This is a genomic window from Pectobacterium sp. CHL-2024, from assembly GCF_044751765.1.
GTDB lineage: Bacteria > Pseudomonadota > Gammaproteobacteria > Enterobacterales > Enterobacteriaceae > Pectobacterium > Pectobacterium brasiliense.
Genome location: NZ_JBIXKO010000001.1, coordinates 98,503 through 122,384, shown reverse-complemented (window position 1 = coordinate 122,384; position 23,882 = coordinate 98,503). Strand labels below are relative to the sequence as shown.

Genomic DNA, 23,882 nt, shown 5'->3' with positions numbered 1-23,882 from the left:
ACCGGGGCGCAACAGGAAGAAATAAACTGATTATTAGTGTTGATAGGTCGTCGTACGAACGCCGTTAATGTACAGCTGACGCTGCTCGCCCGCCGGCAGGCGTAGCGTCGCGTGTCGCCAGGCGGGCTGATACCGCCCTTCCGATGTAAACGTCACGTCAATCCGTTGGCTATCCGTGCGGATTTCCCAGCGTAGCCACAGCGCGTGTCCTTCACGCCATTGCCACGTCTCACCATCGTCTTCAAACAGTAGCCCGCTGTCCGTGCCGCCAGCGACAGGCGGGAAGAGCAGGAATTCACGCAGATCATCTTCATGCGGGCTGACGTGTGCCGTTCGCCCCGACAGCGGGATCATCGCGCCCGCCCGGACTAAAAGCGGGAGCCGTTCCAGCGGCGCATCCAGCACGATCGTCTGTCCGCCGCTGAACCACTGGCCGGAATGAAAATCGTACCAGCCTGACGTATTCGCCGGCAGGTACACCGTGCGCTGGCGCTGCTCCGCTTCAACCACGCTGGCGACCAGAATGTCTCGTCCCAGCATGAAATCGTCGGTTTCTGCCAGCGTCGCGCTGTCCTGCTCGTGGTCGAGGAACGTCGGGCGCAGCATCGGCTCATCGTCCGCGCTAGCCTGCCACAGCAAGGTATAAAAATACGGCAGCAGACGGTAACGAAGCTCAATGGCACTGCGTATTGCAGGCGTTACCGCGGGATACATCCACGGTTCGTTCACCGTATGGTCGTCATTCCAGGAATGAATGGTGAAACGCGGGTGCATCACGCCGTTTTGTACCCAGCGCACAAAAAGCTCGGCGTCTGGCTTATCGCCCGAAAACCCGCCGACGTCGTGCCCGATATTAAACAGGCCGGACAGGCTCATCCCGATTCCCATCCGCGTGTTGTAACGCAGCGTCTGCCAGTTGGTGCGGTTATCGCCGCTCCAGGTCTGCACATAGCGCTGCATTCCCGCACAGCCGGAACGCGAAATCAAATAAGGACGCAGCGTCGGCGCAAAGCGCTGCTGCGCTTCCAGCGAGGCGCGCATCATCAACAGCGGCATCAGCGGGCGAATATGCTTGATCGCCATCGTTTCGCCGAATCCGTGGCAGCGGGCTTCACCATCCCAGACTTCATATTCGTTATTGTCATTCCACGTTGAATCAATCCCTTTCTCCAACAGCTGTCGGGTGACGTTCTCCTGCCACCACGCCACCGTTGCCGGGTTGGTGAAATCAAGGTGTGAACCTTCATCGTCCCAAAAGCTGGAACGCTCTGGCACATCGGATTCGGAATCGCGGATAAACAGCCCCTGCGCCGACACTTCTTCATATTTCGGGTGATCTTGCAGTAAACAGGGTTTGATATTGGCAGCCAGCTTGAGGCCCGCATCATGGAAGGCCTGCGACATCACCTCCGGCTGAGGGACTTTGTCGTAGTTCCAGTTAAACACATAGCGCTTATTGTTGATCGACGTGTAGCCCGAGGAGAGTTGGAACGAATCACACGGAATGTTGTGCTCACGGCACAGCGCGATAAATTTCATCAGTTGCTGCTGTGCGTCCGGTGCGTCGGTGTAATGCATGGTGGAACCACTGTAGCCAAGGCTCCACTTTGGCCCAAAGAGCGTTTTCCCCGTCAGGCGAACGAACGCTTTCGTTACATCCAATACGCGCGGCCCGATGAACAGGTAATAGTCGAGATCGCCCGCCTCCGCCTGATAGCGCCGATAAGCCAGATGGTAGTTATCGATCTCATTGCCAAGATCGAGCCAGGTCGTGCTCAGATTATCGTAAAACAGGCCGAAGCTAACATCGTCACGTCGGGTGATAGTAAACGGAACATGCTTATACAGCGGATCGGTGCTCGCTGCGTTGTAGCCCATCGCATCCAGATTACGGAACTCAAACCGACGTCCGGTGCGTTCAAGATCGCCCGCTTTTTCACCTAAGCCGTAATAGCGCTCCGTCGGGAAACGGCGCTGATAGTGCGCCACACCGTCACCGTGTGAGTTAAGCAAATAGGCGCTGGTCGGCCTATCGGCGGCAAACGGCTGCCACTCACCCTGTTCATCGCGGTATTCCCACGCCAACCACAGCGGCTGATGAATCGTAATGCGCATCCGTGCAGTGCTGATACGCAGCGCATCGTCCAGCTGTTCCAGCGAGAATCCCGGCAGGCTGAAACCATCGCTGCTTTCGCGGCTGCGTCCCTGCCAGGGGACATCCTGCTGCGGCGCAATGCTCCAGGTGCGGTTCAGCTTCAGCTCGCCATGCTGTTTAACCAGCACGCGGGCCAGCATCGGTTCCAGCACGTACAGGCGAAACACATGCTTGTCGTCCACCAGCAGCTCAACATGGTCGGCGCTCTGATGACGGAACACCCAATTTTTCAACGTTTTCATACAGCGTCCTTTTCAGGAAAAATAAATGAGCCGTTATGCCTGCGACCGCGTTTTCCCACGACGTTCAGCAATAAATGCGATCAGGAAGATGGCACCGATCAGATCGAAGAATCCCATCGCGACAAACAGCGGGTTAAACCCAATTTTGTCGGCGGTGACGCCAATCAGCAGCGAGAACAGGAAGCTGGCAATCCAGGCAAACGAACCGCGCATCCCGTTCACGGTTGCCATCTGCCCTTTATCGAACGATTCCACCACCAGTGCGCTCAACATGCAGGAAATCACCTGATGGCCGAACCCACCGATGGAAATCAGCAGAATCGCCACCCACGGATCTTTACTGACGGCGACCAGCGCCAGCGACAGCATCAGAAACGCGCCCGTAACCGAACTCGCCACAATCGAGTTGACGCGCGAGCAGCCGAACCAGCGAACGTAGAGCCGGGTGAGGTAGCCGCTGGCAACGCTGCCCAGATCGGCGGCAAGAAACGGCAGCCACGCGAACATCGCAATTTGTTTCAGATCCATCCCGCGTTCATTCGCCAGATAGAGCGGCACCCAAAAGCTGAGCACGGCCCACGCGGGTTCCGCCATAAAGGCTGGAATCGCGATACCGTAAAAGCGTTTGTTTTTTGAGACTGTTTTCAGTGCGGTGAAGAAAGGCAGTTTGACCGGAGGCGCCTCATTGTCCTGACGGATGAAATCCAGTTCCTCTCGGCTTAAATTCGGGTGATCTTCGGGGTTGTGGTAGAACAACCACCACAGCGCTACCCACAGCAGCGCCAACCCACCGGTGAACATAAACGCACCCTGCCAGCCTAGGTAGGCATGCGCCACAACGATAATCGGCGGTGCCAGCATCGCACCGATGGAAAAACCGACACCGGCCCACCCTGCCGCAATCGGTCGTTCCTTTTTAGGGAACCACTCGCCCAGCGTTTTGGCATTCGCCGGTGTCGCTGCCGCTTCTGACGCACCCATAAAGAAACGCAAGATCGCCAGGTGCAGCCAGCTTCCTGCTCCCGCGTGGAAAATGCACATCAGCGCCCAGATCACCGCGCAGATCATAAAGCCCATTTTCAGACCGATGACATCGATCAGCCAGCCGCAAATCGGCTGGAAAATGGTATAGGCCAGCTGGAATGCACCGACAATCCAGGAATATTGCTCGGTGGTAATGCCCATACTGGTTTTCAGTTCCGGTGCCAGAATGCCCAGCGAATTACGGGTGATGTAATTCACGGTAACGCCGAGCAGGAACAGGCTCAGCACCCACCAACGCAGGTTTCTGAATGTCCGTTTACCTTTGGTAGCGATGGAGGACGAATTGATGTCGAGACTCATGGTGACTCCTTTACAGGAAAGTAGGGTTACATTGGTCTGATATCTCGACGGCATTTTTGTATTTATAGCCTATCGAACAATCAAACCATTTTCATATCATTGTATTTATTGAGTTAAATCCTGTTTTACTGCCTCTAACCACTGAAATTGGTTTACCAAATCGAGAGTAGAACAATTGAAAATCGTGAAACACTCACTTTTTTGAAAATATTTTCATGCTATGGTCAAAATGCAGACAAAAACCTGCCTATCACGCCTGAAAATAGGTAACAGATAGCCATGAAAACTTTGTCATTTTCGAAGGTGAACGGGATCACAAAATGAAAGGAAACCTGAAAATACGCGAAATTGCACAGCGGACCGGCTACTCGATCAGTACGGTTTCACGCGTGCTATCTGGTCAGTCCAATACCAGCGAGCAGGCAAAAGCGGACATTCTCAACTGCGCTCGCCAGTGCGGCGTACTGGCCGATCTCGCCAACGGCCGTCTGCTGTTGAACGGACTCACTATCTTCGCCCCGCCGCGTGCTTTTGATATTCGGTCCGACATCTTCTACCACAAAGTGGTACAGAGCATCATTGATGCCCTGAAGCCGCACGATGTGCGAGTGCGCTACTGTGGGCTGGAGGAAAATGACAGCGATGCGGCGCTATTTTTAGACAAAATGCGCGATCCGGCCACGGAGGCAGCGCTGCTGATTGGCATCGACGATCCCTATATTCACGCGCTGGCGGCGGACAGCGGTAAGCCCTGCATATTGATTAACTGCATTGACCGTAAGATGCGATTGCCGGGTGTGGCACCCGCACACCGTTTGATAGGCGAGTTCTCCGCCCACTATCTTTTCGAGCAAGGGCACCATACTGTGTTGACGCTGCTGTGCCTGCGTCGCTACACGATGGAGCTGCGTTTGGACGGCATTCGCGATGCCTATCAGCACCATAATCTGCCGTTTTCCTCTGAGGATAATTTGCTGGCGTTAGATAATTTCAGCACGACGGATGCCGAACAGGCGATGACGGCCTTTTTAGCCCGCTGCCCGCGAGATAAATGGCCTACGGCTATTCTCGCAGGCGGCGATTTCATTGCGGTCGGGGTGGTCAATGCTTTGACCAAAGCAGGATTGCGCGTGCCGCAAGATGTCTCGGTGATGAGTATGGATGGATTCAATCTGTCGGCCATTCACGACGTCCCGCTCACATCGGTACATGTGCCGCGTGAGGCGCTGGGCGAAGAGGCCGTCAGGCTGTTGCAATATCGCCTGATCCGCCCCGAAGCCCCTCTAGGCAATCTGCTACTAAACGGTACGCTGGTGGTTCGCCAGTCCGTCAGGCGACTGCGTGCCAGTAAATCAGTGGCTCCGATACAGGATGAAAGCCTTTACGACTGATCCTGCAGCCACACCTGTGCCGCGTCAAAGAAGTTCTGCGCCAGCGGCGTCGCTCGGCCAGCCTGGGCGACAACAACAGCCGCACAACGGCGCATCGGCGGAAATTGCAGCGGTCGCAGCGTTAATGCGGGCGTCATGTCCGGGATCAGGCTACCGTGGGGCACAATGCCGCATCCGAGCCCGACATAGGCACTTTGGATCAGTTGGAGAACAGAAGAACTTTCCACCTTGACCCACGGCAAGATGCCCATTTCACGAAAATGGCTATCCAGATAGCGACGGAAATAGCGGCTTGCCTCCGCCAGACAGAGCGGAACCTCAGAAAGCGCAGCGAGAGGCAGCGGCGTCTCCCCTACCAGCTGCGGGAAATGGTGCGGATGGAACAATAGATCAACGCCCTGCTCCGTCAGCGGCGACGCCTGAAAGTGCAGCTCCTGTAGCGTCGAGAATTCAAAAAAGCCGATGCCGACATCCACCGAATGCGCATTCAGCGCCTCCAACAACTGATCCGCACTGAACAGCGAGATCTGAAAATCCAGCTGCGGGTAAACTTTGTTTACCGCTGCCAGCAGGCTCGACAGCGCGATACTGCTTTGCGGCACCGCACCGATGCGTAATACGCCGCTCACACCGCGTTTCAGCGATGCGACTTCCAGCTTTAACCCCTGATAAACCGAGACGATTTCCCGCGCCCAGGCCAGCACGCGTTCACCTTCGGCGGTAAAGCCTTCAAAATTGTTACCCCGATTGATTAGCGCCAGATCCAGCTCTCGCTCCAGATTTTTCAACCGCATGGAGAGCGTTGGCTGACTGACAAAACTGGCTTCCGCTGCCCGGCCAAAATGGCGCTCTTTCTCCAGATTGCACAGGTATTGCAGTTGCTTAATATCCATCGTCAGACTCTGTAGTGGGTAAGCCCGGAGTATATACCGATAAACCGCCTCTATCCCACCATAGCCGCATTTGATTAGACGCGATCGCCGACGGCACCTAAACTTCCCTCAAGAGCAAATATTTAAAATTTTGTTCACATAAAAACAACATAATCACCTGCGGAACATGTCATGAAATTCAAACCATCCATCAAGCCATACCGCAATGCGGCTGGCGGCTGGGGCTCGTTGGAAGCCACCACGCGCTTTGTTCTCGACAGCAAGCAAGCGCTGAAAAATATCCGAAACTTGTTGCGGGTCAATAAATCGAAAGGATTTGACTGCCCCGGCTGTGCCTGGGGTGATGACAACAGCAGCACGTTCAGCTTCTGTGAAAACGGCGCGAAAGCGGTCAGTTGGGAAGCGACGCGCAAAGCGGTCGATCTGGATTTTTTCGCCGCCCACAGCGTCACGACGCTACGCCAGCAGAGCAACTATTTCCTTGAGTATCAGGGCCGCTTAACCCACCCGATGCGCTACGACCGTGCCAGCGATCGCTATGTCCCCATCAGTTGGGACGCGGCGTTTGCGATGATCGCTCACCATATCGGTAACATGGCACACCCTAACCAGGTGGAGCTTTATACGTCTGGCCGTGCCAGCAACGAAGCCTCTTATCTGTATCAGCTTTTTGGCCGCATGCTGGGCACCAACAATTTTCCTGACTGTTCGAACATGTGTCATGAAGCGAGCGGAATCGGTCTGAAACAGAGTATCGGCGTCGGTAAAGGTACTATCCGGCTGGATGATTTCGAACACGCTGATGCGATTTTCGTCTTCGGGCAGAATCCGGGTACCAATCACCCACGCATGCTGCACAGCCTGCGCCATGCCGCCGATCGCGGTGCGCACGTCGTCTCGTTTAATACGCTACGCGAGCGCGGTCTGGAACGTTTTGCCAATCCGCAGAACCCGCTGGAGCTGCTCACGCCGCTGTCTGGCACCATTAGTGAAACCTACCTGCAACCCAATCTGGGCGGCGATATGGCCGCCGTGCGCGGCATGGTCAAAGCGCTGCTGGAAACGCATCGCCAGCGCCTGTCCGCTGGGGAAGCGGGCTTATTCGATCAGGATTTCTTGTCCACGCATACCCAACAGGTGGACGAATACCTTGCCGTTGTCGACGCTACCAGTTGGCAGAAAATCGAACAGCAGTCCGGCCTGAGCGAAGCGCAGTTGCGCTATGTCGCGGCGATTTATCAGCAGTCACCGCGCGTGATTTGCACCTGGGCGATGGGGATTACCCAGCACAAACATTCCGTCGCCACCGTGCGGGAGATCGTGAACCTGCAACTGCTGTTCGGGCAGCTAGGGAAACCGGGCGCGGGGCTGTGTCCGGTACGCGGTCATAGCAATGTGCAGGGCAACCGCACCATGGGAATAGATGAGAAACCGACGGCTGCGTTTCTCGATCGTCTGGCCGCACATTATGACTTCACACCGCCTTACGCCGCAGGCCACAACACGGTAGAAGCGCTGGAAGCGATGCTGCGCGATGAGATAAAAGTGCTGATCGCGCTGGGCGGTAACCTCGCCGCCGCCGCACCGGATTCGGCACGCACCGAAGAAGCACTCAGCCGCTGCGACCTGACGGTGCACATCAGCACCAAGCTCAACCGCAGCCATCTGGTGACCGGCAAAGTCGATGCATTGATTCTGCCGACGCTCGGCCGTACCGATCTCGATATGCAGGCCAGCGGCGCGCAGTTTATTACCGTCGAAGACTCTTTCAGCATGGTGCACGCGTCGCAAGGCGTCGGGCAGCCGCTTTCGCCGTTGCAGCGTTCGGAAACGGCGATTGTCGCCGGGATTGCCAACGCGGTACTCGGTCATGAAAAGCTCGACTGGCTGGCGCTGGCGGACGATTACTCACGTATCCGTGACCATATCGCCGCGACGATTCCCAGCTTTACCGATTTCAATGCCAATTGCGACCTGCCGGGTGGATTTTATCTCGGTAACGCTGCGGCTGAACTGCACTTCAATACCCTCAACGGGAAAGCGCAATTCAGCCATGCAGCGCTGCCCGATACGCTGTTTCCGCAGCTACAAGGCAGCGATGTACCCTTTACGCTGCAAACCCTGCGCTCACACGATCAGTACAACACCACGATTTATGGTCTGGATGACCGCTATCGCGGCGTGTACGGGCAGCGGGAAGTGCTGTTCATGCATCCGGATGACATCAGCGCGCTGGGGCTGGAAGACGGCGATCTGGTCGATATCGAAACGCTGTGGAATGACGGTATTACCCGCGTCGTCAACGGCTTCAAGCTGGTGAGTTACGCGATTCCGCGCGGCAATCTGGCGGCCTATTACCCGGAAACCAACCCGCTGGTGCCGTTGTCCAGCTTTGGGGATGAGACGCATACGCCGACCTCTAAGTCTGTGCCGGTTGTCGTTCGTCGCAGTACGCAGGCGGAATCTCTGCTGCGTATCGCCTAAGAACCTGCTCAGTAGGCGGCAATTCATAAACATAAATGACGCTGTCGTGCCGTGAAATCAGTCGCGTGCACGGCAGGTGGATACATTCCAATCAGCGTTGACTTTACTCGGATTTATCCGCGCATCTACTGCCGATCGGCACCCACGCTACCCCCGATTATTCTTGCCGCCAGCACCCGATTCGAGTAAAACTGTGAGTTGCTAATTGAGCTACTCACAACCGTATTTCTGGACGCTATGTTTCAAGATAATCCGCTGCTTGCACAGCTAAAACAGCAACTTCACTCTCAGACACCGCGTGTTGAAGGTGTCGTCAAAGGCACCGATAAAGGATTTGGCTTTCTTGAAGCTGACGGACAAAAAAGCTATTTCATTCCCCCTCCGCACATGAAAAAAGTGATGCACGGTGACCGGATTACCGCCACCCTGCATACGGAAAAAGAGCGGGAAATTGTCGAGCCAGAAACGCTGATCGAACCCTTCCTTACCCGATTTGTTGGGCGCATCCATAAAAAAGACGACCGCTTATCCATTACGCCTGACCACCCGCTGCTGAAAGATGCGATCCCTTGCCGCGCCGCGCGCGATGTCACGCACGATTTCCAGGAAGGCGATTGGGCCGTAGCCGAAATGCGCCGTCACCCATTGAAGGGCGACCGTGGATTTCATGCTGAACTGACACAGTACATCACGACGGGCGATGACCCGCTGGTGCCGTGGTGGGTGACATTGTCACGTCATAATCTGGAGCGCACGGCCCCAGAGGTTGAAGCGACTGAGCGCCATGATGGCGAACTCGTCCGTGACGATCTCACCGCGCTGAGTTTTGTCACTATCGACAGCGCCAGCACTGAAGATATGGACGATGCGCTATACGTGCAGGACAACGGCGATGGTTCGCTGCAATTAACCATCGCGATTGCCGATCCGACCGCGTATGTCGCAGCGGGTAGCGAGCTGGACAACATTGCACGCCAGCGCGCCTTTACCAACTATCTGCCTGGCTTCAATATCCCGATGCTGCCGCGCCCACTGTCGGACGATATCTGTTCTCTGCGCCCGAACGAGCGTCGCCCTGTCCTCGCCTGCCGCGTGACGATTGCCGCCGACGGTGCGCTGGGTGACGACATTCACTTCTTTGCTGCCTGGATCGAATCCAAAGCCAAGTTAGCGTATGACAACGTCTCTGACTGGCTGGAAAACCAAGGCGAATGGCAGCCGCAAAACGACGCGATTGCCGAACAAATTCGTTTGCTGCACCGCCTCTGTCTGGCTCGTAGCGAATGGCGCACCGCCCACGCGCTGGTGTTTAAAGATCGCCCGGATTACCGCTTCCTGCTGGGTGAGAAAGGCGATGTGTTGGATATCGTGGTTGAACATCGCCGCATCGCCAACCGTATCGTTGAAGAATCCATGATTACGGCCAACGTCTGTGCGGCCATTGTGCTGCGCGATAAACTGGGCTTCGGCATCTATAACGTGCATAACGGCTTCGATCCTGCCTCGATCGAACAAGCGGTTGCCGTGCTGGATACCCACGGCGTTCAGGCCGATGCGCAAGCGCTGTTGACGCTGGAGGGCTTCTGTACACTGCGCCGCGAGCTGGATGCCCAGCCAACGCAGTTCCTGGACAGCCGCATTCGTCGCTTCCAGTCTTTCGCGGAAGTCAGCACCACGCCGGGGCCGCACTTTGGCCTGGGGCTGGAAGCCTACGCCACCTGGACATCGCCGATCCGTAAATACGGCGACATGGTGAACCACCGTTTGTTGAAAGCGGTCATCACCGGACAGGCTGCGGAAAAACCGCAGGACGACGTCACGGTACAACTGGCCGAACGCCGCCGCCTTAATCGTATGGCTGAGCGTGATGTTGGCGACTGGCTGTATGCTCGCTACCTCAGCGACAAAGCGGGTACTGATGTGCGCTTCAACGCGGAAATCATTGACGTCACACGCGGTGGCCTGCGCGTTCGCCTGCTGGATAACGGTGCAGTAGCATTTATCCCCTCCTCCTTTATCCACGCCGTGCGCGATGAGCTGGTGTGCAGTCAGGAAATGGGCACCCTCTCAGTGAAAGGCGATGTGGTTTATCGTCAGGGGGATACGCTGGACGTGGTCATCGCTGAAGTGCGTCTGGAAACCCGCAGCATCGTGGCAAAACCTGCCGCCTAAGTGCCATGCCGCCGAGCCATCTCGGCGGACATACAACCCTAATCACAGGAGTGTTCCCGATGAAGAAAATGACAATCGGTACATCCGCGATACAGGCTTCCAACATTGCGTTGGGCTGTATGCGAATGGCGAAGAAAAGCACGAGTGAAGCGGCTGACATCCTCAACGCTTCCGTCGAAGCAGGCATTGATTTCTTCGATCACGCCGATATCTATGGCTCAGGTCTGTCGGAAGAGATTTTCGCCGCCGGTTTACAGAAGACCGCCATCCGCCGGGAATCCATTTTTCTACAATCCAAATGCGGCATTCGTCAGGGCTTTTTTGACTTCTCTAAGGCGCACATCATCGCGTCCGTTGAAGGTAGCCTGAAACGCTTAAAAACGGACTATCTTGATACGCTCCTGCTGCACCGCCCGGACACGCTGTTCGAACCCGATGAAGTCGCGGCCGCTTTCGATGAGCTGGAAAGCAGCGGAAAAGTGCGCCATTTCGGCGTCAGTAATCAGAACCCGTTGCAGATTGAGCTGCTGAAGCAATCCGTACGCCAACCGCTGATCGCCAACCAGTTGCAGTTCAGCATCATGCACACGGGTATGATTGATGCCGGCTTTAACGTGAATATGACAAACCCGGCATCGGTGAATCACGATGGTGCGATTCTGGAATACAGCCGTCTGAATACCATGACGATTCAGGCCTGGTCGCCCTTCCAGTACGGCTTTTTTGACGGTGTTTTCCTCGATAACGAGAAATTCCCTAAGCTGAACGCCACCCTTGATCGCATCGCCGAGCAACATCGCGTCACCAATACCGCGATTGCCACCGCGTGGATCTTGCGTCACCCTGCCGCAATGCAGGTGATTATCGGCACCATGAGCCCGGAACGTATCCGTGACATCGCTGCGGCGTCTACCCTGTCGCTCAGCCGCGAAGAATGGTACGAAATTTACCGCGCCGCCGGAAACGTTCTGCCTTAAGAAAGGTGTTGTCTTCAGTACACGAGCCCTGCTTATCCCTTGCAGGGCTTCACATTTTTACCGCGTCAGCACGTTAGCCCTTGTTTGGCCTTTAATTTTCTTTACAAAAATTCACCTTCGCTCACATTTTCTCATCCATTCCCTTCTCTTCGCCATTAAACCCACTATTGTTAAATTGCATTAACACCCGCGCTATACCTTTTCTGAATAACGAAGGAGCCGTTGTTATGAGTAACGTAAAGAGCATTGTGATCTGGCTGCTAGTCGGCCTGGCGGGCGCCTTTTCGTTCGCCACGCTGGCGCTAAGCCGCGGTGAACACGTCAATGCCGTGTGGTTGGTTATCGCGGCGGTATCGTGTTACAGCATCGCCTATCGGTTTTACAGCCTGTTTATCGCCAAAAAAGTGTTTGAGCTCGACGATCGCCGACTGACACCGGCGGAGCGTCATAACGACGGTCTGGATTACGTTCCCACCAATAAATGGGTCCTGTTCGGCCACCACTTCGCCGCCATCGCCGGGGCCGGGCCGCTGGTCGGGCCGATTCTCGCCGCACAGATGGGCTTCCTCCCCGGTACGATCTGGATCTTGGTCGGCGTCATGCTGGCGGGTGCCGTGCAGGATTTTCTGGTGCTGTTTATCTCAACCCGCCGGGACGGTCGTTCTCTGGGGGAGATGGCAAAACAGGAACTGGGCACGTTCGCGGGTATTATCACCATGCTTGGCGCGCTGGGCGTGATGATCATCATTCTCTCGGCGCTGGCGCTGGTTGTCGTTAAAGCGCTGGCAGAAAGCCCGTGGGGATTGTTCACCATTGCCGCCACCATCCCTATCGCGCTCTTCATGGGCGTTTACATGCGCTTTTTACGTCCGGGCAAAATCGCTGAAGTCTCTATCATCGGCTTTGTACTGATGATGCTAGCGATTGTGTATGGCGGTAACATCGCCGCACACCCCTACTGGGGGCCGTTCTTCACATTGAAAGGAACCTCGCTCACCTGGATTCTGGTGATTTACGGCTTCGTGGCCTCAGTCCTGCCCGTCTGGCTACTGCTGGCACCGCGTGATTATCTCTCTACGTTCCTGAAAATCGGGGTTATTGTCGGGTTGGCTTTCGGTATTGTGTTCGCCATGCCGGAAATGAAAATGCCTGCCGTTTCTCGTTTTATTGACGGCACCGGCCCGGTCTTCTCCGGTACGCTGTTCCCCTTCCTGTTTATCACCATCGCCTGCGGCGCGATTTCCGGCTTCCATGCGCTGGTTTCCAGCGGCACCACGCCGAAGCTGGTTGAACGTGAAAGCCATATCCGCTTCATCGGCTATGGCGCAATGTTGATGGAATCCTTCGTGGCGATTATGGCGCTGATTTGTGCCTCGGTTATCGAACCGGGTATCTACTTCGCTATGAACTCACCTGCCGCCTTGATCGGCACCACGGTTGAAAGCGCCTCGTTAGCCATCAATAACTGGGGATTTGTGATTACCCCACAGGAATTGAGCGCCATTGCCAATGACGTTGGCGAAGCCTCTATTCTTTCCCGCGCCGGCGGTGCGCCGACCTTCGCGGTGGGTATGGCCTACATCATCACCGAAATCTTTAACAGCCGGGCGATGATGGCATTCTGGTATCACTTCGCGATTCTGTTTGAAGCCCTGTTCATCCTAACTGCCGTTGACGCTGGGACCCGCGCCTGTCGTTTCATGGTGCAGGATCTGGTCGGTATTGCGATTCCAAGATTAGCAAACAGTCACTCCTGGCTGGGGAATCTGGCCGGTACAACCGTCGCCGTTTCCGGTTGGGGATTCTTCGTCTATCAGGGCGTGATCGATCCGCTGGGCGGCATCAACACACTCTGGCCGCTGTTCGGTATCGGTAACCAGATGCTGGCCTCGATGGCATTGATTCTCGGCACCGTGGTGTTGTTTAAGATGAAGAAACAGCGCTATGCGTGGGTGACTATCGTGCCTACCGTCTGGCTGTTTATTACGTCGATGACGGCGGGTTGGCAGAAAATATTCCATGAAAAACCGAGCATCGGCTTTCTGGCTCAGGCAAAACGCTTCGCGGCGGGTATTGAACAGAACACGCTGATTGCACCAGCCAAATCAATTAAAGACATGGAAACCATCGTCTTCAGTAATCAGATCAACGCCGCGCTGTGCGGGTTCTTCATGCTGGTGGCGGTGACAATGCTGATTTCAGCCTTCTTCGTCATTCGTCGTGCAATGAATAGCGATGTCCCAACGGCAAAAGAGAGCCCGATTGTCTTACGAGACGGCGCTCAGCCTTAAACGTCATCGGCGTATCCCTCCCTCGCGGAGGGATTTTTTATGCTGGCGGCCACCCTTAAGAATTTAGCACGGTGCTTGTGCCGTTCAGGAGCGAGGGCATCAAGCCCCACAAATAACACGAGCGCCGCATTGGCGGCGCTATATGACTCAAAGGGCATAAGGAAGAAATTGCTGCGGTTTATTGTCCGTAGTACGCGTTCTTGCCGTGCTTGCGTAAGTAGTGTTTATCCAACAGCGTTTGCTGCATCTCACCCAACTGAGGCGTTAGCTGGCGTGAGAAAATCCCCATGTAGGCAAGCTCTTCCAGAACAACCGCGTTGTGCACCGCGTTGTCTGCATCTTTCCCCCACGCAAAGGGGCCATGCGAGTTAACCAATACGGCAGGAACATCCACCGGTGAAATGCCACGCTGGCGGAAGGTTTCGACGATCACCCTGCCCGTTTCCCACTCATAGCGTCCGTTGATTTCCGCATCTGCCATCAGACGCGTACAGGGAATAGGACCATAAAAGTAGTCCGCATGCGTCGTTCCCCAGGCGGGGATATCTTTGCCCGCTTGCGCCCAGATCGTGGCATGGCGGGAATGGGTATGCACAATACCGCCGATCTCGGCAAATTCCAGATACAGCACGCGGTGGGTATCGGTATCTGACGACGGTTTCTTCGTCCCCTCCACCACTTTGCCGCTTTCCAGCTCAACGACAACCATATCCTCCAGCGTCATGGCTGAGTATTCCACGCCGGAAGGTTTTATCACCATCAGGCCGCGCTGTCGATCGACCGCGCTGACATTTCCCCAGGTAAACGTCACCAGATTGTGCTGCGGCAAGGCCAGATTGGCGTCCAACACCTGTTTTTTTAGCGTTTCTAACATATCAGCCTCCCCTCGGCGCGATGACACCATTTTCGCGACCTGACGAGCTGGTCGCTATGGGCTAAATCGCTAAAGACCTAGCGGTGTTCTGCTATGGGAAAAAGAAAGAGACACCCCACACAATTGAGCAAAAAACAGCCAGATTTATCAATTGTTGCTATCGTTAACATAACGCTGGGGAATTAAGAGTTTTTACCTGTTGCAGTTTTTTCCGATGATTATACTTGTCATCAAGCAGTAAAAGGCCGGTTTCTTTATTTAATACCGTAAAAAGCACGTTGTTCGATATTTTCCTCACAAGAAACGTGAGGCCAAGAGCAGAAAGGGGAAATAAAATGAAATTAAACAAACGTTTTGCGACAGCCGCGCTTGCCATTACGCTTGCTGTAACGCTCGCGGGCTGTTCAAACATGTCCAAACGTGACCGTAATACCGCGATTGGTGCCGGTGCGGGCGCAGTCGGTGGGGCTATCTTAACGGATGGCGGAACATTAGGAACGCTGGGCGGTGCAGCTATCGGCGGGCTGATTGGCCGTCAGGTCGATAAATAACGAATTTGTGAGCAGCAGGTTCACGGGAGTAAACCTGCTGCTTTTATCTTTATATCCTTTAGCCACCAGCCAGCTTAACCTTCATGCCTTTCGCTTCCAGAAGCTGTTTTAGCAGGTCGCGTTTATCTCCCTGAATTTCGATCACGCCGTCTTTCACCGACCCGCCGCAGCCACATTTCTTCTTCAATTCGGCCGCCAGCTTATCCAGTGCAGCATCGTCAAGATCGAGACCGCTAATCAGGCATACGCCCTTCCCTTTACGTCCACTAGTCTGACGCTGGATACGCACGATGCCGTCACCTTTTGGCCGAACGACGCGCTCTTCTTCCTGCTTAATTCGTCCGGTTTCCGTGGAGTAAACCAGTTGGCTATTCTCGTCGCGACGCAGGCTCATGATGCCACACCGTTTAACAATGAAGCGCGAATCTCACGCAGCGTCTGTGCTGGATCTACCGATTGGGTGATCGGACGTCCAATCACCATATAATCGACGCCAGCCTGCTGTGCCTGAACCGGCGTCATGATGCGGCGCTGATCGCCAACGTCGCTGCCGGCGGGACGAATGCCCGGTGTGACCAGCTTAAATGCCTGTCCGCATACCTGCTTCAATCGCTGCGCTTCATGCGCGGAACACACCACGCCATCCAGCCCGCTGTTGTGCGTTAACACCGCCAGTCGTTCCGCCTGCTCCGCCGGGCTGACGGTAATGCCGAGCCCGCGCAGATCGTCTTCGTCCATGCTGGTTAACACGGTCACGGCAATCAGCAACGGCGCATCGTTACCAAACGGCATCAGCGCTTCTTTCGCCGCTGTCATCATACGTGAGCCACCGCTGGCGTGGACATTTACCATCCACACACCGAGATCGGCGGCGGCCGCAACGGCGTGAGCGACAGTGTTCGGAATATCGTGGAATTTCAGATCGAGAAACACATCAAAGCCGCGCTGTTGTAGCGTCTGCACGAACTGTGGGCCAAATAAGGTAAACATCTCTTTGCCTACCTTCAAACGGCAATCCTGCGGATCGATACGGTCAACAAACGACAGCGCCGCCTGCTGACTGGCATAGTCCAGCGCGACCACAATCGGGGAGGATACCGTTTGATTCTCTTGCTGTAGATTCTCGTTTTTCATTCGTCACCCAGTCTCTTGCGAAGCCAAAATTCCCGCCGCATTCTACATGCCCCGCCCCTGAAATCCCAGCCGCCTGAAGACCAATGCGATTAAAGACGCTGGCTGGCACCGAAATCACATGCAGCTACTAGTATGTTGTAACTAAATAGCACGAAACAACACTTGCTCGATATCGTGAAACGTTACTGGCCGTCGAGCCCACGGATCGGCTTGATGCTAGCCCAGGTGCGGCAGGAAGGACATTGCCAATAGAGTGATTGCGACGTGAAACCACATTTGCGGCAGCTATAGCGGGGCTTAGTGCGAATCTGTTCGCCGACCATGTCACGCAATCCCTGAAGATTCTCTTTTGTTCGTCCGTCTTCCGCTTCATGCAGGTGAAAATCCATCAGGCGATGGAACACGCGCATCGTGGGGTGGCGTTGAAGCTGGCGGTTAATATAAGCCTGAGCCACCTCGGCCCCCTCTTCTCTTTCGAGGATGTCGGCCAGCATCAATTCCGCCGTCGCACCGGTATTTTCTTCTACGCAGCGTCTGAGGAAATTCGCCCAATCCAAAGGCTTATCTAAATGCTGATAGCACTCTTGCAGCATCGGCAGCGTTTCGCTAACCAGTTCTTTATCCTGCTCGAGAACCTGTCGCAAGGCTTCCACGGCGCGTGAATAATCCTGCTGCGCCATGTAGATGCGCCCCATCATGATAGACGCACGGGCACACTGGCTGTCCGCCGTCGCCCCTTTTTTCAGGAGCGTTAGCGCCTTATCCAGATCGTCGCTGCCCATCGCCAACAGCGCCAATTCACAGTAAAAATGTGCGATGTCCACGCGAAGCTGGTCTTTTCCCATCTTGACCAGTTTTTCCGCCACATCAATCGCCGTCGGCCAATCGCTGGTCGCCTGATGGATCTGCAAGAGCTGCTGCAAGGCGCTGCGTCGAAAATCTTCTTCATCCACCAACTGGTTGAAACTTTCTTCGGCGCGGTCATATAGCCCTGCGGCCATATAGTCACGGCCCAGCTGCTGCACCGCCAGCAGGCGCTGTTCAAAGGTTAACGATGCGCTTTCGGTCAGCGCCTGATGGATGCGAATCGCACGGTCAACTTCGCCGCGCGAACGGAACAGGTTGCCGAGCGTGAGGTGGGCTTCAAAGGTGTTGCTGTCATCCTTGAGCATGTCGAGGAACAGCTCAACCGCCTTATCCTGCTGATTGGACAACAGGAAGTTAACCCCGGTGACATACTCTCGGGACAGGCGGTTGGATTCCTGCTCTTTGTCCTGCTGCGCACTTCTGCGACCCATGTACCAGCCGTACGCGGCGGCCACGGGCAGCAACAGAAACAGCAGTTCTAACATAGAGAGAATTCCTTAGTGGGTGACCGTCTGCACTGGCGCCACGTTCTCCTCGGTGGAGGTAGAAAGCTGTTGTTCCAGACGCTTAATTTTACGTTGTGCACGGCCAAGCGCAATGCGCTGACGCAGATAAAACAGACCACAGATAACCCAGCCAAGGGCAAAACCCAGGGCAAACAGCGTGGCAAGCAGTGTGGAGATACGATACTCCCCCTGTGCCAGCAGGTAGTTAAATGTCACAACCTGATCGTTGTGCGCACCCAGTGTGACAGAAATGATGAATATCGCCAGCACGAGTAAAAAAATCAGCAAATATTTCACATTGTCCTTCCTGTGATATCCAGTAACCGGATGAATTATGCCAAATTTTGGCGACAAACCCCATTAAATTACCATGTCCGGCGCAGACAGGGAAATCACGGCGTCAGCCCGATTTTTTGTCGCCGCACTTATCACCACACTTCCACTGTACAAAAGTCAAAAACAAGAACCGTGCTCCGCTGCCGTCTGCGCTTGTTATTTATTCTGCGCTGAATAAAAATGACAGCAGCAAGTCAGCAAGGGGAAAAGTCATGTCAAAGCAGGACGAACAGCGATTATTGGTCAAGATCGCTACGCTCTATTATAGCGAAGGGATGAAACAAGCAGAAATTGCCGCCTCACTCCATTTGTCACAGTCTTTTGTCTCCCGCGCTATCACGCGCTGTGTTAAAGAAGGTGTGGTCAAAATCAGCGTAATTCAACCCCCGAACATGTTCATGGGGCTGGAAGCGGCGATTCAGAAGCGCTACGGCATCGATCAGGCTATCGTGGTGGATGTCGCCGATAACGCCACGCTGGCGCAAATCAAGCAGGCGATTGGCTCTGCGGCCGCGCACTATGTCCAAACCAGTATCCGCCCTGACGATCTGGTTGGTATCTCGTCCTGGAGCAGCACGCTACGGGCGATGGTGGACAGCCTGCATCCGCAAAGCGTCAAGGCTCAGGGCGTCATACAACTGTTGGGCGGCGTCGGGCCAAATGGCAATGTGCAGGCGACGATCCTGACGCAAACCTTAGCCAATCAGCTCAGTTGCCCCGCTTACCTTTTGCCCGCGCAGAGTATCGAACGGTCGGTGGAAGATCGCGCCCGTTTGGTGACCAGCGATGAGGTTTCCAGCGTGGTTGATAAATTCAGCGAGGTGAGTCTGGCGCTTGTCGGTATTGGCGTGCTGGAGCCCTCGCAACTGCTGAAAAATTCCGGTAACTACTATCACGAAGCGATGTTGCAGCAGTTGGCCGAACGCGGTGCCGTAGGCGATTTATGCCTGCATTATTACAACGCGGAAGGCGAACCGGTGTTGCAGGACGATGAAGATCCGGTGATTGGTATGGCGCTGCCACAGCTGCGTCAGTGTCCGCGCGTGGTGGCGTTAGCGGGCGGCGTCGAGAAAAGTGCCGCGATTCGCGGTGCATTAACCGGGCACTACGTTGATGTATTGATTACCGATCGATTAACCGCTGAGACGTTGATCTAACGTACTCACCACTCGTGGTGAGCAATAAGAGTAACGTCAGGCGCAGAATGCTTCCCCTGCTCCGTGCCTGACGAATCGTGGCGTGATTACTCGTTAACGTTAATGGATGACAGCAGCGCATCCTGCACAATCCGCTGCGCCTGTAACGGATTCTGCGCTTCCTGCGCCGCCTGAAGCGCCGGGATATCCAGCTTGTCCAGCGCGCGATAGATGTGTTTCAGGAAACGGATAGACAGCTGCGCCGCCTCAACGTGATTCTCACGGAACGGGAACTGATCGAGCTGCCAGACACCCTGCCAGTTGTTGATTTTCAGCACGTAGAAAAATTCGAAGATCTCGGTCATATGCACGGTGCCGACCACCAGATCGTCATCCCAGCCGCGCAGGTTGTCGTTCACATCCATGCCGAACAGACGACCGCGATCGATAATCAATTGGGCAGAGTCGGCCGGTGATTCGCCGCCATACAGCGCATGCCCGAAGTCCAGCAGCACGCCCACGTTATCCAGCCCAATATCTTCAATACCCAGCAACGTTCGCGCGGCAGAATCCCAGGTCATTTTCACGCGCGGCTCACGCGGTTTGTACTCGATAGCAAATTTCACATCGGGGTTAGCCCCCGCCAGATCGCGCATGCCGTCCACCGCCAGCTTCCACAGGTTTTTATGGCTGACCTGGAACGGGTAATCCCAACCATCCTGACCCGGCCAGACTTTGACATAGTTCGCGCCAAGTTCGCGCACAATGCCCGCAGATTCGTGCATTAATTCAAACGCCGCCGCTCGGGCCGCTGGGTCGGGGTTGGTAAAAGCACCACGCGACCACTTTTGCAGATAAATTTCCGGCGTGATACCAATCGCCTTCAGTCCCGCATCTTTCAGCGCATCTTTTACTTCGCTGAGCGTCACGCCCGGCGTGAAGGGATAAGGCAAGTCGACATAGGAGAGTTCGCCTACCTCTTTCGCCGCTTTGATCTGATCGATCGTGCTCAATGCTGGGCCATAGCCGTCCACCGCGTAGCGGTCGATATAATTCGCAAAATGCCACAAACCGGCACCAAATTTAGGGTAGTTATACGTTGCCATAAAAGTCACCTCATTGATTTCTGATGGTATTTAGCTGCTTATCTTTTCTTTCGTATCGGATAGGTTCTTACTGTTAAAAATGCTTATGACTCGGGCCGCAGACGTGCACGTGCTACCGCCGTACGCCACTGTTGATAGCTCTCCAAAACCCCGTGGTTGGTCGTCGACGGTTCGATGACCTCCACTTCTCTGGGCAGCGCGGCGATCTGTTCGTTGTGCTCCCACCACCCCAGCATTTTCCCGCCCAGATAAGCCGCGCCCAGCGCCGACACTTCCGCGTTATGGTTGCGAATCAATGGGCGCTGCAAGAGGTCGGCCTGGAACTGCATCAGCCAGCGGTTTTGTGTCGCGCCGCCGTCAACGCGTAGCGCGGGTAATGCGGCCTGCGATGCCTGTTCCATCGCAAAGAAGACGTCGGCAATCTGGTACGCGATGGCTTCCAGTCCCGCGCGGGCGATGATGGCGGGCGTGGTGGCGTCGCATAAACCACACAGCAGGCCGCGCGCTTGCACATCCCAATAGGGCGCGCCCAGCCCGGATAGCGCAGGAACAAAAAAGACGCCCTGATTAGACTCGGCGCTGAGCGCCAGCTCAGTAAGTTGCGTAACAGAAGGGATACCCAGCATCTGACCAATCCAGGCAAATCCCGAACCCGTGTGGGTAATGTTGCCTTCCAGCGCGTAGCGCAGTTCGCCATCGTGCCAGGCAATCGTGGTGCTAAGCCCCGCGGCCTGTTGATGCGGCGTGTTGATGGTGGTCATCAGCGACGAGCCGGTGCCGTACGTCGCCTTGATTTCACCGCTTTGGGTGATGCCCTGCCCGTACAGCGCCGCATGAGAATCGCCAATCAGCGCCACAATCGGTACGCCAGCGGCAAGCCCACTGATGCCCGTCACGCCGGTGTGGCCATGTAACGCCGAGGACGGCGTGACGGCAGGCAGGCACACGCTGGGAATCCCGAACAATGCCAGTAAATCTTCATCCCAGCAGCCGCGGTGGATATTGAACAGTTGGGTTCTTGCCGCGTTGGAATAGTCTGTGGAATACGCTCGTCCACCGCTAAACTGCCAGTTAAGCCAGCAATCCACCGTTCCGATGCACAACTCACCCTGCATCGCCCGGGCGACACCGCCCGGTAGTTCTGCCAGCATGGCGTGCAGTTTGGCTGCGGGAAAAAGCGGATCGACCTGTAGCCCGGTGCGGGATTCAATCAGACGCGCCTCTGCACTGCCCTGCAATGCCTGACAGAATTTCTCGGCGCGGCGATCCTGCCAACTGACCAGCGGCGTCAGCGGCTTTCCGGTTCGCCGGTCCCAAATCAGCACCGACTCACGCTGGTTACTGATCGCCACGCCCACCACTTGAGCCCGGTGTAATGACGACAGGCAGGCTTCTGCCGCCTGACAAACCGCATGCCAGATCGCCATCGCGTCCTGCTCGGCTCTGCCCGGCTGCGGGTGCGTCACCTGCAAAGCGACTGCCGCCTTAGCCAGAATGCGCCCCCGCTCATCGACGGCAATCGCCTTGGCGTTAGTCGTCCCTTCATCGATTGCCAAAATAACCGGCGTAAACATCATCAGCCTCCCGGGCAAAGACGCAGTGCTGCGTTGACAATGCCCGTCGCGTCCAGCCCGTGATGCGCTCGCATCGCGCTCCGATCGGCGGCAATCGCGTATTGACCATCGGGAATTCCCAACCGCACAAGAGGAATTCCGCTGCCCGCTTCCGCCAGCACTTCCGCTACCAGACTGCCTGCACCGCCGTTGACGTTATGTTCCTCGACTGTGATGACTCGAGGTGTTTCACTCAGAATTTCAAGCAATTGCTGAGTATTGCACGGGCGGATAGAGGAAAGATTAACCACCGTAGCGGAAAGTCCTTTTTCTGCTAATAATTCAGCCGCCGTCACAATTTCATGCACGGTCGACCCCAGCCCGACCAGCGTGATATCGCGACCCTTGCGCAGCACATCGATCTGCCCCGGCACAAAGCGATACCGCTCATCGTGCAAGGCAGGCAGCGGTTTCCCATCGAGGCGGATATAGACTGGTCCCTGATGTTCAAACGCATAATCGATAATCTGACGGCACTCTTCCGGGCTGGACGGCGCGTAGATCTCAATATTGCCAAACCCTCTCAGCACCGCGATGTCGTCAATACTGTGGTGCGTGCTGGCGAGCGGACCATAGCTACAGCCCGCATTCAGCCCAAACAGTTTGACGTTGCTGTTGTTGTAACAGACGTCGACTTTGAGCTGCTCATTCGCACGGGAGATCAAAAACGGAGCCGCGTTACAGGTCACCGCAATCTTGCCGCCGATGGACAGCCCTACCGCCGTCCCCACCATGGTTTGTTCTGCGATTCCCACGTTGACGATGCGGTCGGGGAAACGCTGTATGAACGGTGAAATCTTCGCCGTAGAGGTCGAATCCGCCAACACCGGAACCAAATCAATCCCCTGTTCGACGGCCTTGATGAACTGCTCGACCATGACGGTTGCCAGATGCTCTGCGTTACTCATCTTTTAATTCCTCCAGCGCCAGTGCAATTTCCTCGCCTTTCGGCACCCGGTGATGCCATTCAGCCCGCCCCTGAATAAAGGACACGCCTGCGCCCTTTTCCGTATTCGCAATCACCACATTCGGCTTGCCGTTGCGCGGCAGATTCTCCAGCGTTTCCACCACCGAGCGCATGTCATTACCCGCGCATTCCGTGACCTGTAGGCCAAAAGCCTGCCACTTTTCCGCCAGCGGATCGGTGTTCATGATGGAGCAGGTCGTTCCCGCCAGTTGCAGCTTGTTCTTGTCGTTGATGATGATCAGGTTATCCAGTTGGTAATGCGCCGCTGCCAGCGCCGCTTCCCAGTTACTGCCTTCCGCCAGTTCACCATCCCCCGTCAGGACAAACACCCGACGCGGGCTGTTATCGCGCTTCGCCGCCAGCGCAATGCCGACGGCAACCGGTAGCCCGTGCCCTAGCGCGCCGGTGTTCAGTTCAATCCCCGGCGTTTTGTGCTTGACCGGATGCCCCGGCAAATGTGAGTCGGGGTGCTGATAGGTTTCCAGCCACGCTTCTGGGAAATAGCCCGCTTCCGCCAGACAGCAGTAATAGCCGCCGACCGCATGACCTTTTGACTGGATGTAAATATCCCGCTGCGGATCCTGAAGGCGATCCGGTGCACAGTTCAGAATGCGAAAATACAGCGCCGTTAGTATCTCAACCTGTGACAGGTCGGCACCCGTGTGCCCGCCAGCCGGGCTATTGGCATTCAGATGAATAATGCGGCGACGAATGGCGCGGGCTTTATACGTCAGCGCCTCCACCGACAATGCGTACGGATTCATACTTCACCTCGCTTGAATTTTTACTCAAAAACGAATATTTATTCATATCGAATCAAAAAAAATTGCACTCAAATTGCGC

19 protein-coding genes are annotated in these 23,882 nt (G+C 55.5%); 7 read left to right on the top strand and 12 right to left on the bottom strand.

Annotated elements, in window-relative coordinates; all coding sequences use genetic code 11:
• Positions 1-33 precede the first annotated feature (33 nt).
• Positions 34-2,397, bottom strand: coding sequence for a TIM-barrel domain-containing protein (locus ACIPUG_RS00550; RefSeq protein ID WP_400336857.1), 2,364 nt, complete (start codon positions 2,395-2,397; stop codon positions 34-36).
• A 33-nt stretch (positions 2,398-2,430) separates the two neighbouring features.
• Complete coding sequence (locus ACIPUG_RS00545) at positions 2,431-3,741, bottom strand: MFS transporter (protein WP_014915704.1); 1,311 nt, start codon at positions 3,739-3,741, stop codon at positions 2,431-2,433.
• Between the two features lie 320 nt (positions 3,742-4,061).
• Here ACIPUG_RS00545 and ACIPUG_RS00540 point away from each other — a divergent pair, with 320 nt between their 5' ends.
• On the top strand, positions 4,062-5,132 hold the full coding sequence (locus tag ACIPUG_RS00540; protein ID WP_110163949.1) for a LacI family DNA-binding transcriptional regulator: 1,071 nt from the start codon (positions 4,062-4,064) through the stop codon (positions 5,130-5,132).
• On the opposite strand, the gene ACIPUG_RS00535 is transcribed toward ACIPUG_RS00540, so the two are convergent.
• Positions 5,123-6,025: a LysR family transcriptional regulator gene (locus ACIPUG_RS00535; protein WP_400336854.1), complete on the bottom strand. Its 903-nt coding sequence runs from the start codon at positions 6,023-6,025 to the stop codon at positions 5,123-5,125. The two genes, ACIPUG_RS00540 and ACIPUG_RS00535, sit on opposite strands and share 10 nt — an antisense overlap.
• A gap of 171 nt (positions 6,026-6,196) precedes the next feature.
• Here ACIPUG_RS00535 and ACIPUG_RS00530 point away from each other — a divergent pair, with 171 nt between their 5' ends.
• The 4 genes from ACIPUG_RS00530 (at position 6,197) to ACIPUG_RS00515 (ending at position 13,949) form a co-directional block, all read left to right on the top strand.
• Positions 6,197-8,509, top strand: a complete 2,313-nt coding sequence (locus ACIPUG_RS00530) for an FdhF/YdeP family oxidoreductase (protein WP_400336852.1) — start codon at positions 6,197-6,199, stop codon at positions 8,507-8,509.
• Positions 8,510-8,746: 237 nt separating this feature from the next.
• Positions 8,747-10,681 (top strand): exoribonuclease II, encoded by a 1,935-nt coding sequence (locus ACIPUG_RS00525; RefSeq protein WP_400336850.1) that lies wholly within the window; start codon positions 8,747-8,749, stop codon positions 10,679-10,681.
• A 59-nt stretch (positions 10,682-10,740) separates the two neighbouring features.
• On the top strand, positions 10,741-11,658 hold the full coding sequence (locus ACIPUG_RS00520) for an aldo/keto reductase family oxidoreductase (protein WP_014915709.1): 918 nt from the start codon (positions 10,741-10,743) through the stop codon (positions 11,656-11,658).
• Positions 11,659-11,885: 227 nt separating this feature from the next.
• Positions 11,886-13,949, top strand: coding sequence for a carbon starvation CstA family protein (locus tag ACIPUG_RS00515; RefSeq protein ID WP_039496649.1), 2,064 nt, complete (start codon positions 11,886-11,888; stop codon positions 13,947-13,949).
• A 178-nt stretch (positions 13,950-14,127) separates the two neighbouring features.
• Here ACIPUG_RS00515 and araD read toward each other — a convergent pair whose 3' ends face one another.
• Positions 14,128-14,823 (bottom strand): L-ribulose-5-phosphate 4-epimerase, encoded by a 696-nt coding sequence (araD, locus tag ACIPUG_RS00510; RefSeq protein ID WP_039503289.1) that lies wholly within the window; start codon positions 14,821-14,823, stop codon positions 14,128-14,130.
• A 335-nt stretch (positions 14,824-15,158) separates the two neighbouring features.
• On the opposite strand from araD, the gene osmB reads away from it, so the two are divergent.
• Positions 15,159-15,374 carry an osmotically-inducible lipoprotein OsmB gene (gene osmB, locus ACIPUG_RS00505; RefSeq protein ID WP_010276685.1) on the top strand — a complete coding sequence of 72 codons (216 nt, stop codon included), beginning with the start codon at positions 15,159-15,161 and terminating at the stop codon, positions 15,372-15,374.
• A gap of 58 nt (positions 15,375-15,432) precedes the next feature.
• Here osmB and yciH read toward each other — a convergent pair whose 3' ends face one another.
• From yciH to ACIPUG_RS00485, 4 genes are all read right to left on the bottom strand, one after another.
• Positions 15,433-15,768 carry a stress response translation initiation inhibitor YciH gene (gene yciH, locus ACIPUG_RS00500; protein ID WP_400336848.1) on the bottom strand — a complete coding sequence of 112 codons (336 nt, stop codon included), beginning with the start codon at positions 15,766-15,768 and terminating at the stop codon, positions 15,433-15,435.
• Complete coding sequence (pyrF, locus tag ACIPUG_RS00495) at positions 15,765-16,508, bottom strand: orotidine-5'-phosphate decarboxylase (protein ID WP_400336846.1); 744 nt, start codon at positions 16,506-16,508, stop codon at positions 15,765-15,767. The genes yciH and pyrF overlap by 4 nt, the downstream gene beginning before the upstream one ends.
• Before the next feature lie 182 nt (positions 16,509-16,690).
• A complete protein-coding gene (lapB, locus tag ACIPUG_RS00490; RefSeq protein ID WP_014915715.1) occupies positions 16,691-17,860 on the bottom strand; it encodes a lipopolysaccharide assembly protein LapB in 1,170 nt (389 codons plus the stop codon).
• Positions 17,861-17,872: 12 nt separating this feature from the next.
• A complete protein-coding gene (locus ACIPUG_RS00485) occupies positions 17,873-18,178 on the bottom strand; it encodes a LapA family protein (protein ID WP_010276674.1) in 306 nt (101 codons plus the stop codon).
• A 251-nt stretch (positions 18,179-18,429) separates the two neighbouring features.
• Here ACIPUG_RS00485 and ACIPUG_RS00480 point away from each other — a divergent pair, with 251 nt between their 5' ends.
• Positions 18,430-19,374, top strand: coding sequence for a sugar-binding transcriptional regulator (locus ACIPUG_RS00480; RefSeq protein WP_014915716.1), 945 nt, complete (start codon positions 18,430-18,432; stop codon positions 19,372-19,374).
• Positions 19,375-19,460: 86 nt separating this feature from the next.
• Here ACIPUG_RS00480 and ACIPUG_RS00475 read toward each other — a convergent pair whose 3' ends face one another.
• The 4 genes from ACIPUG_RS00475 to ACIPUG_RS00460 form a co-directional block, all read right to left on the bottom strand.
• Positions 19,461-20,459 carry a sugar phosphate isomerase/epimerase gene (locus ACIPUG_RS00475; protein WP_010276669.1) on the bottom strand — a complete coding sequence of 333 codons (999 nt, stop codon included), beginning with the start codon at positions 20,457-20,459 and terminating at the stop codon, positions 19,461-19,463.
• An 83-nt stretch (positions 20,460-20,542) separates the two neighbouring features.
• Positions 20,543-22,033: a glycerol kinase gene (locus tag ACIPUG_RS00470; RefSeq protein ID WP_400337563.1), complete on the bottom strand. Its 1,491-nt coding sequence runs from the start codon at positions 22,031-22,033 to the stop codon at positions 20,543-20,545.
• 2 nt (positions 22,034-22,035) lie between these two features.
• On the bottom strand, positions 22,036-22,980 hold the full coding sequence (locus ACIPUG_RS00465; RefSeq protein ID WP_039279565.1) for a transketolase family protein: 945 nt from the start codon (positions 22,978-22,980) through the stop codon (positions 22,036-22,038).
• The gene (locus tag ACIPUG_RS00460) at positions 22,973-23,803 is read right to left on the bottom strand and encodes a transketolase (protein WP_039509662.1); all 831 of its coding nucleotides are present in this window, start codon (positions 23,801-23,803) and stop codon (positions 22,973-22,975) included. Before ACIPUG_RS00460 ends, ACIPUG_RS00465 begins: the two co-directional genes overlap by 8 nt.
• Positions 23,804-23,882: the final 79 nt, after the last annotated feature.

What these genes read in the sequence shown, in the direction of transcription:
- lapB (WP_014915715.1), bottom strand. Translation starts at nt 17,860, where the DNA reads ATGTTAGAACTGCTGTTTCTGTTGCTGCCCGTGGCCGCCGCGTACGGC.
- ACIPUG_RS00475 (WP_010276669.1), bottom strand. Translation starts at nt 20,459, where the DNA reads ATGGCAACGTATAACTACCCTAAATTTGGTGCCGGTTTGTGGCATTTT.
- araD (WP_039503289.1), bottom strand. Translation starts at nt 14,823, where the DNA reads ATGTTAGAAACGCTAAAAAAACAGGTGTTGGACGCCAATCTGGCCTTG.
- ACIPUG_RS00465 (WP_039279565.1), bottom strand. Translation starts at nt 22,980, where the DNA reads ATGAGTAACGCAGAGCATCTGGCAACCGTCATGGTCGAGCAGTTCATC.
- ACIPUG_RS00525 (WP_400336850.1), top strand. Translation starts at nt 8,747, where the DNA reads ATGTTTCAAGATAATCCGCTGCTTGCACAGCTAAAACAGCAACTTCAC.
- ACIPUG_RS00480 (WP_014915716.1), top strand. Translation starts at nt 18,430, where the DNA reads ATGTCAAAGCAGGACGAACAGCGATTATTGGTCAAGATCGCTACGCTC.
- ACIPUG_RS00535 (WP_400336854.1), bottom strand. Translation starts at nt 6,025, where the DNA reads ATGGATATTAAGCAACTGCAATACCTGTGCAATCTGGAGAAAGAGCGC.
- pyrF (WP_400336846.1), bottom strand. Translation starts at nt 16,508, where the DNA reads ATGAAAAACGAGAATCTACAGCAAGAGAATCAAACGGTATCCTCCCCG.
- ACIPUG_RS00530 (WP_400336852.1), top strand. Translation starts at nt 6,197, where the DNA reads ATGAAATTCAAACCATCCATCAAGCCATACCGCAATGCGGCTGGCGGC.
- ACIPUG_RS00545 (WP_014915704.1), bottom strand. Translation starts at nt 3,741, where the DNA reads ATGAGTCTCGACATCAATTCGTCCTCCATCGCTACCAAAGGTAAACGG.
- yciH (WP_400336848.1), bottom strand. Translation starts at nt 15,768, where the DNA reads ATGAGCCTGCGTCGCGACGAGAATAGCCAACTGGTTTACTCCACGGAA.
- ACIPUG_RS00540 (WP_110163949.1), top strand. Translation starts at nt 4,062, where the DNA reads ATGAAAGGAAACCTGAAAATACGCGAAATTGCACAGCGGACCGGCTAC.
- ACIPUG_RS00470 (WP_400337563.1), bottom strand. Translation starts at nt 22,033, where the DNA reads ATGTTTACGCCGGTTATTTTGGCAATCGATGAAGGGACGACTAACGCC.
- ACIPUG_RS00520 (WP_014915709.1), top strand. Translation starts at nt 10,741, where the DNA reads ATGAAGAAAATGACAATCGGTACATCCGCGATACAGGCTTCCAACATT.
- ACIPUG_RS00460 (WP_039509662.1), bottom strand. Translation starts at nt 23,803, where the DNA reads ATGAATCCGTACGCATTGTCGGTGGAGGCGCTGACGTATAAAGCCCGC.
- ACIPUG_RS00515 (WP_039496649.1), top strand. Translation starts at nt 11,886, where the DNA reads ATGAGTAACGTAAAGAGCATTGTGATCTGGCTGCTAGTCGGCCTGGCG.
- ACIPUG_RS00550 (WP_400336857.1), bottom strand. Translation starts at nt 2,397, where the DNA reads ATGAAAACGTTGAAAAATTGGGTGTTCCGTCATCAGAGCGCCGACCAT.
- osmB (WP_010276685.1), top strand. Translation starts at nt 15,159, where the DNA reads ATGAAATTAAACAAACGTTTTGCGACAGCCGCGCTTGCCATTACGCTT.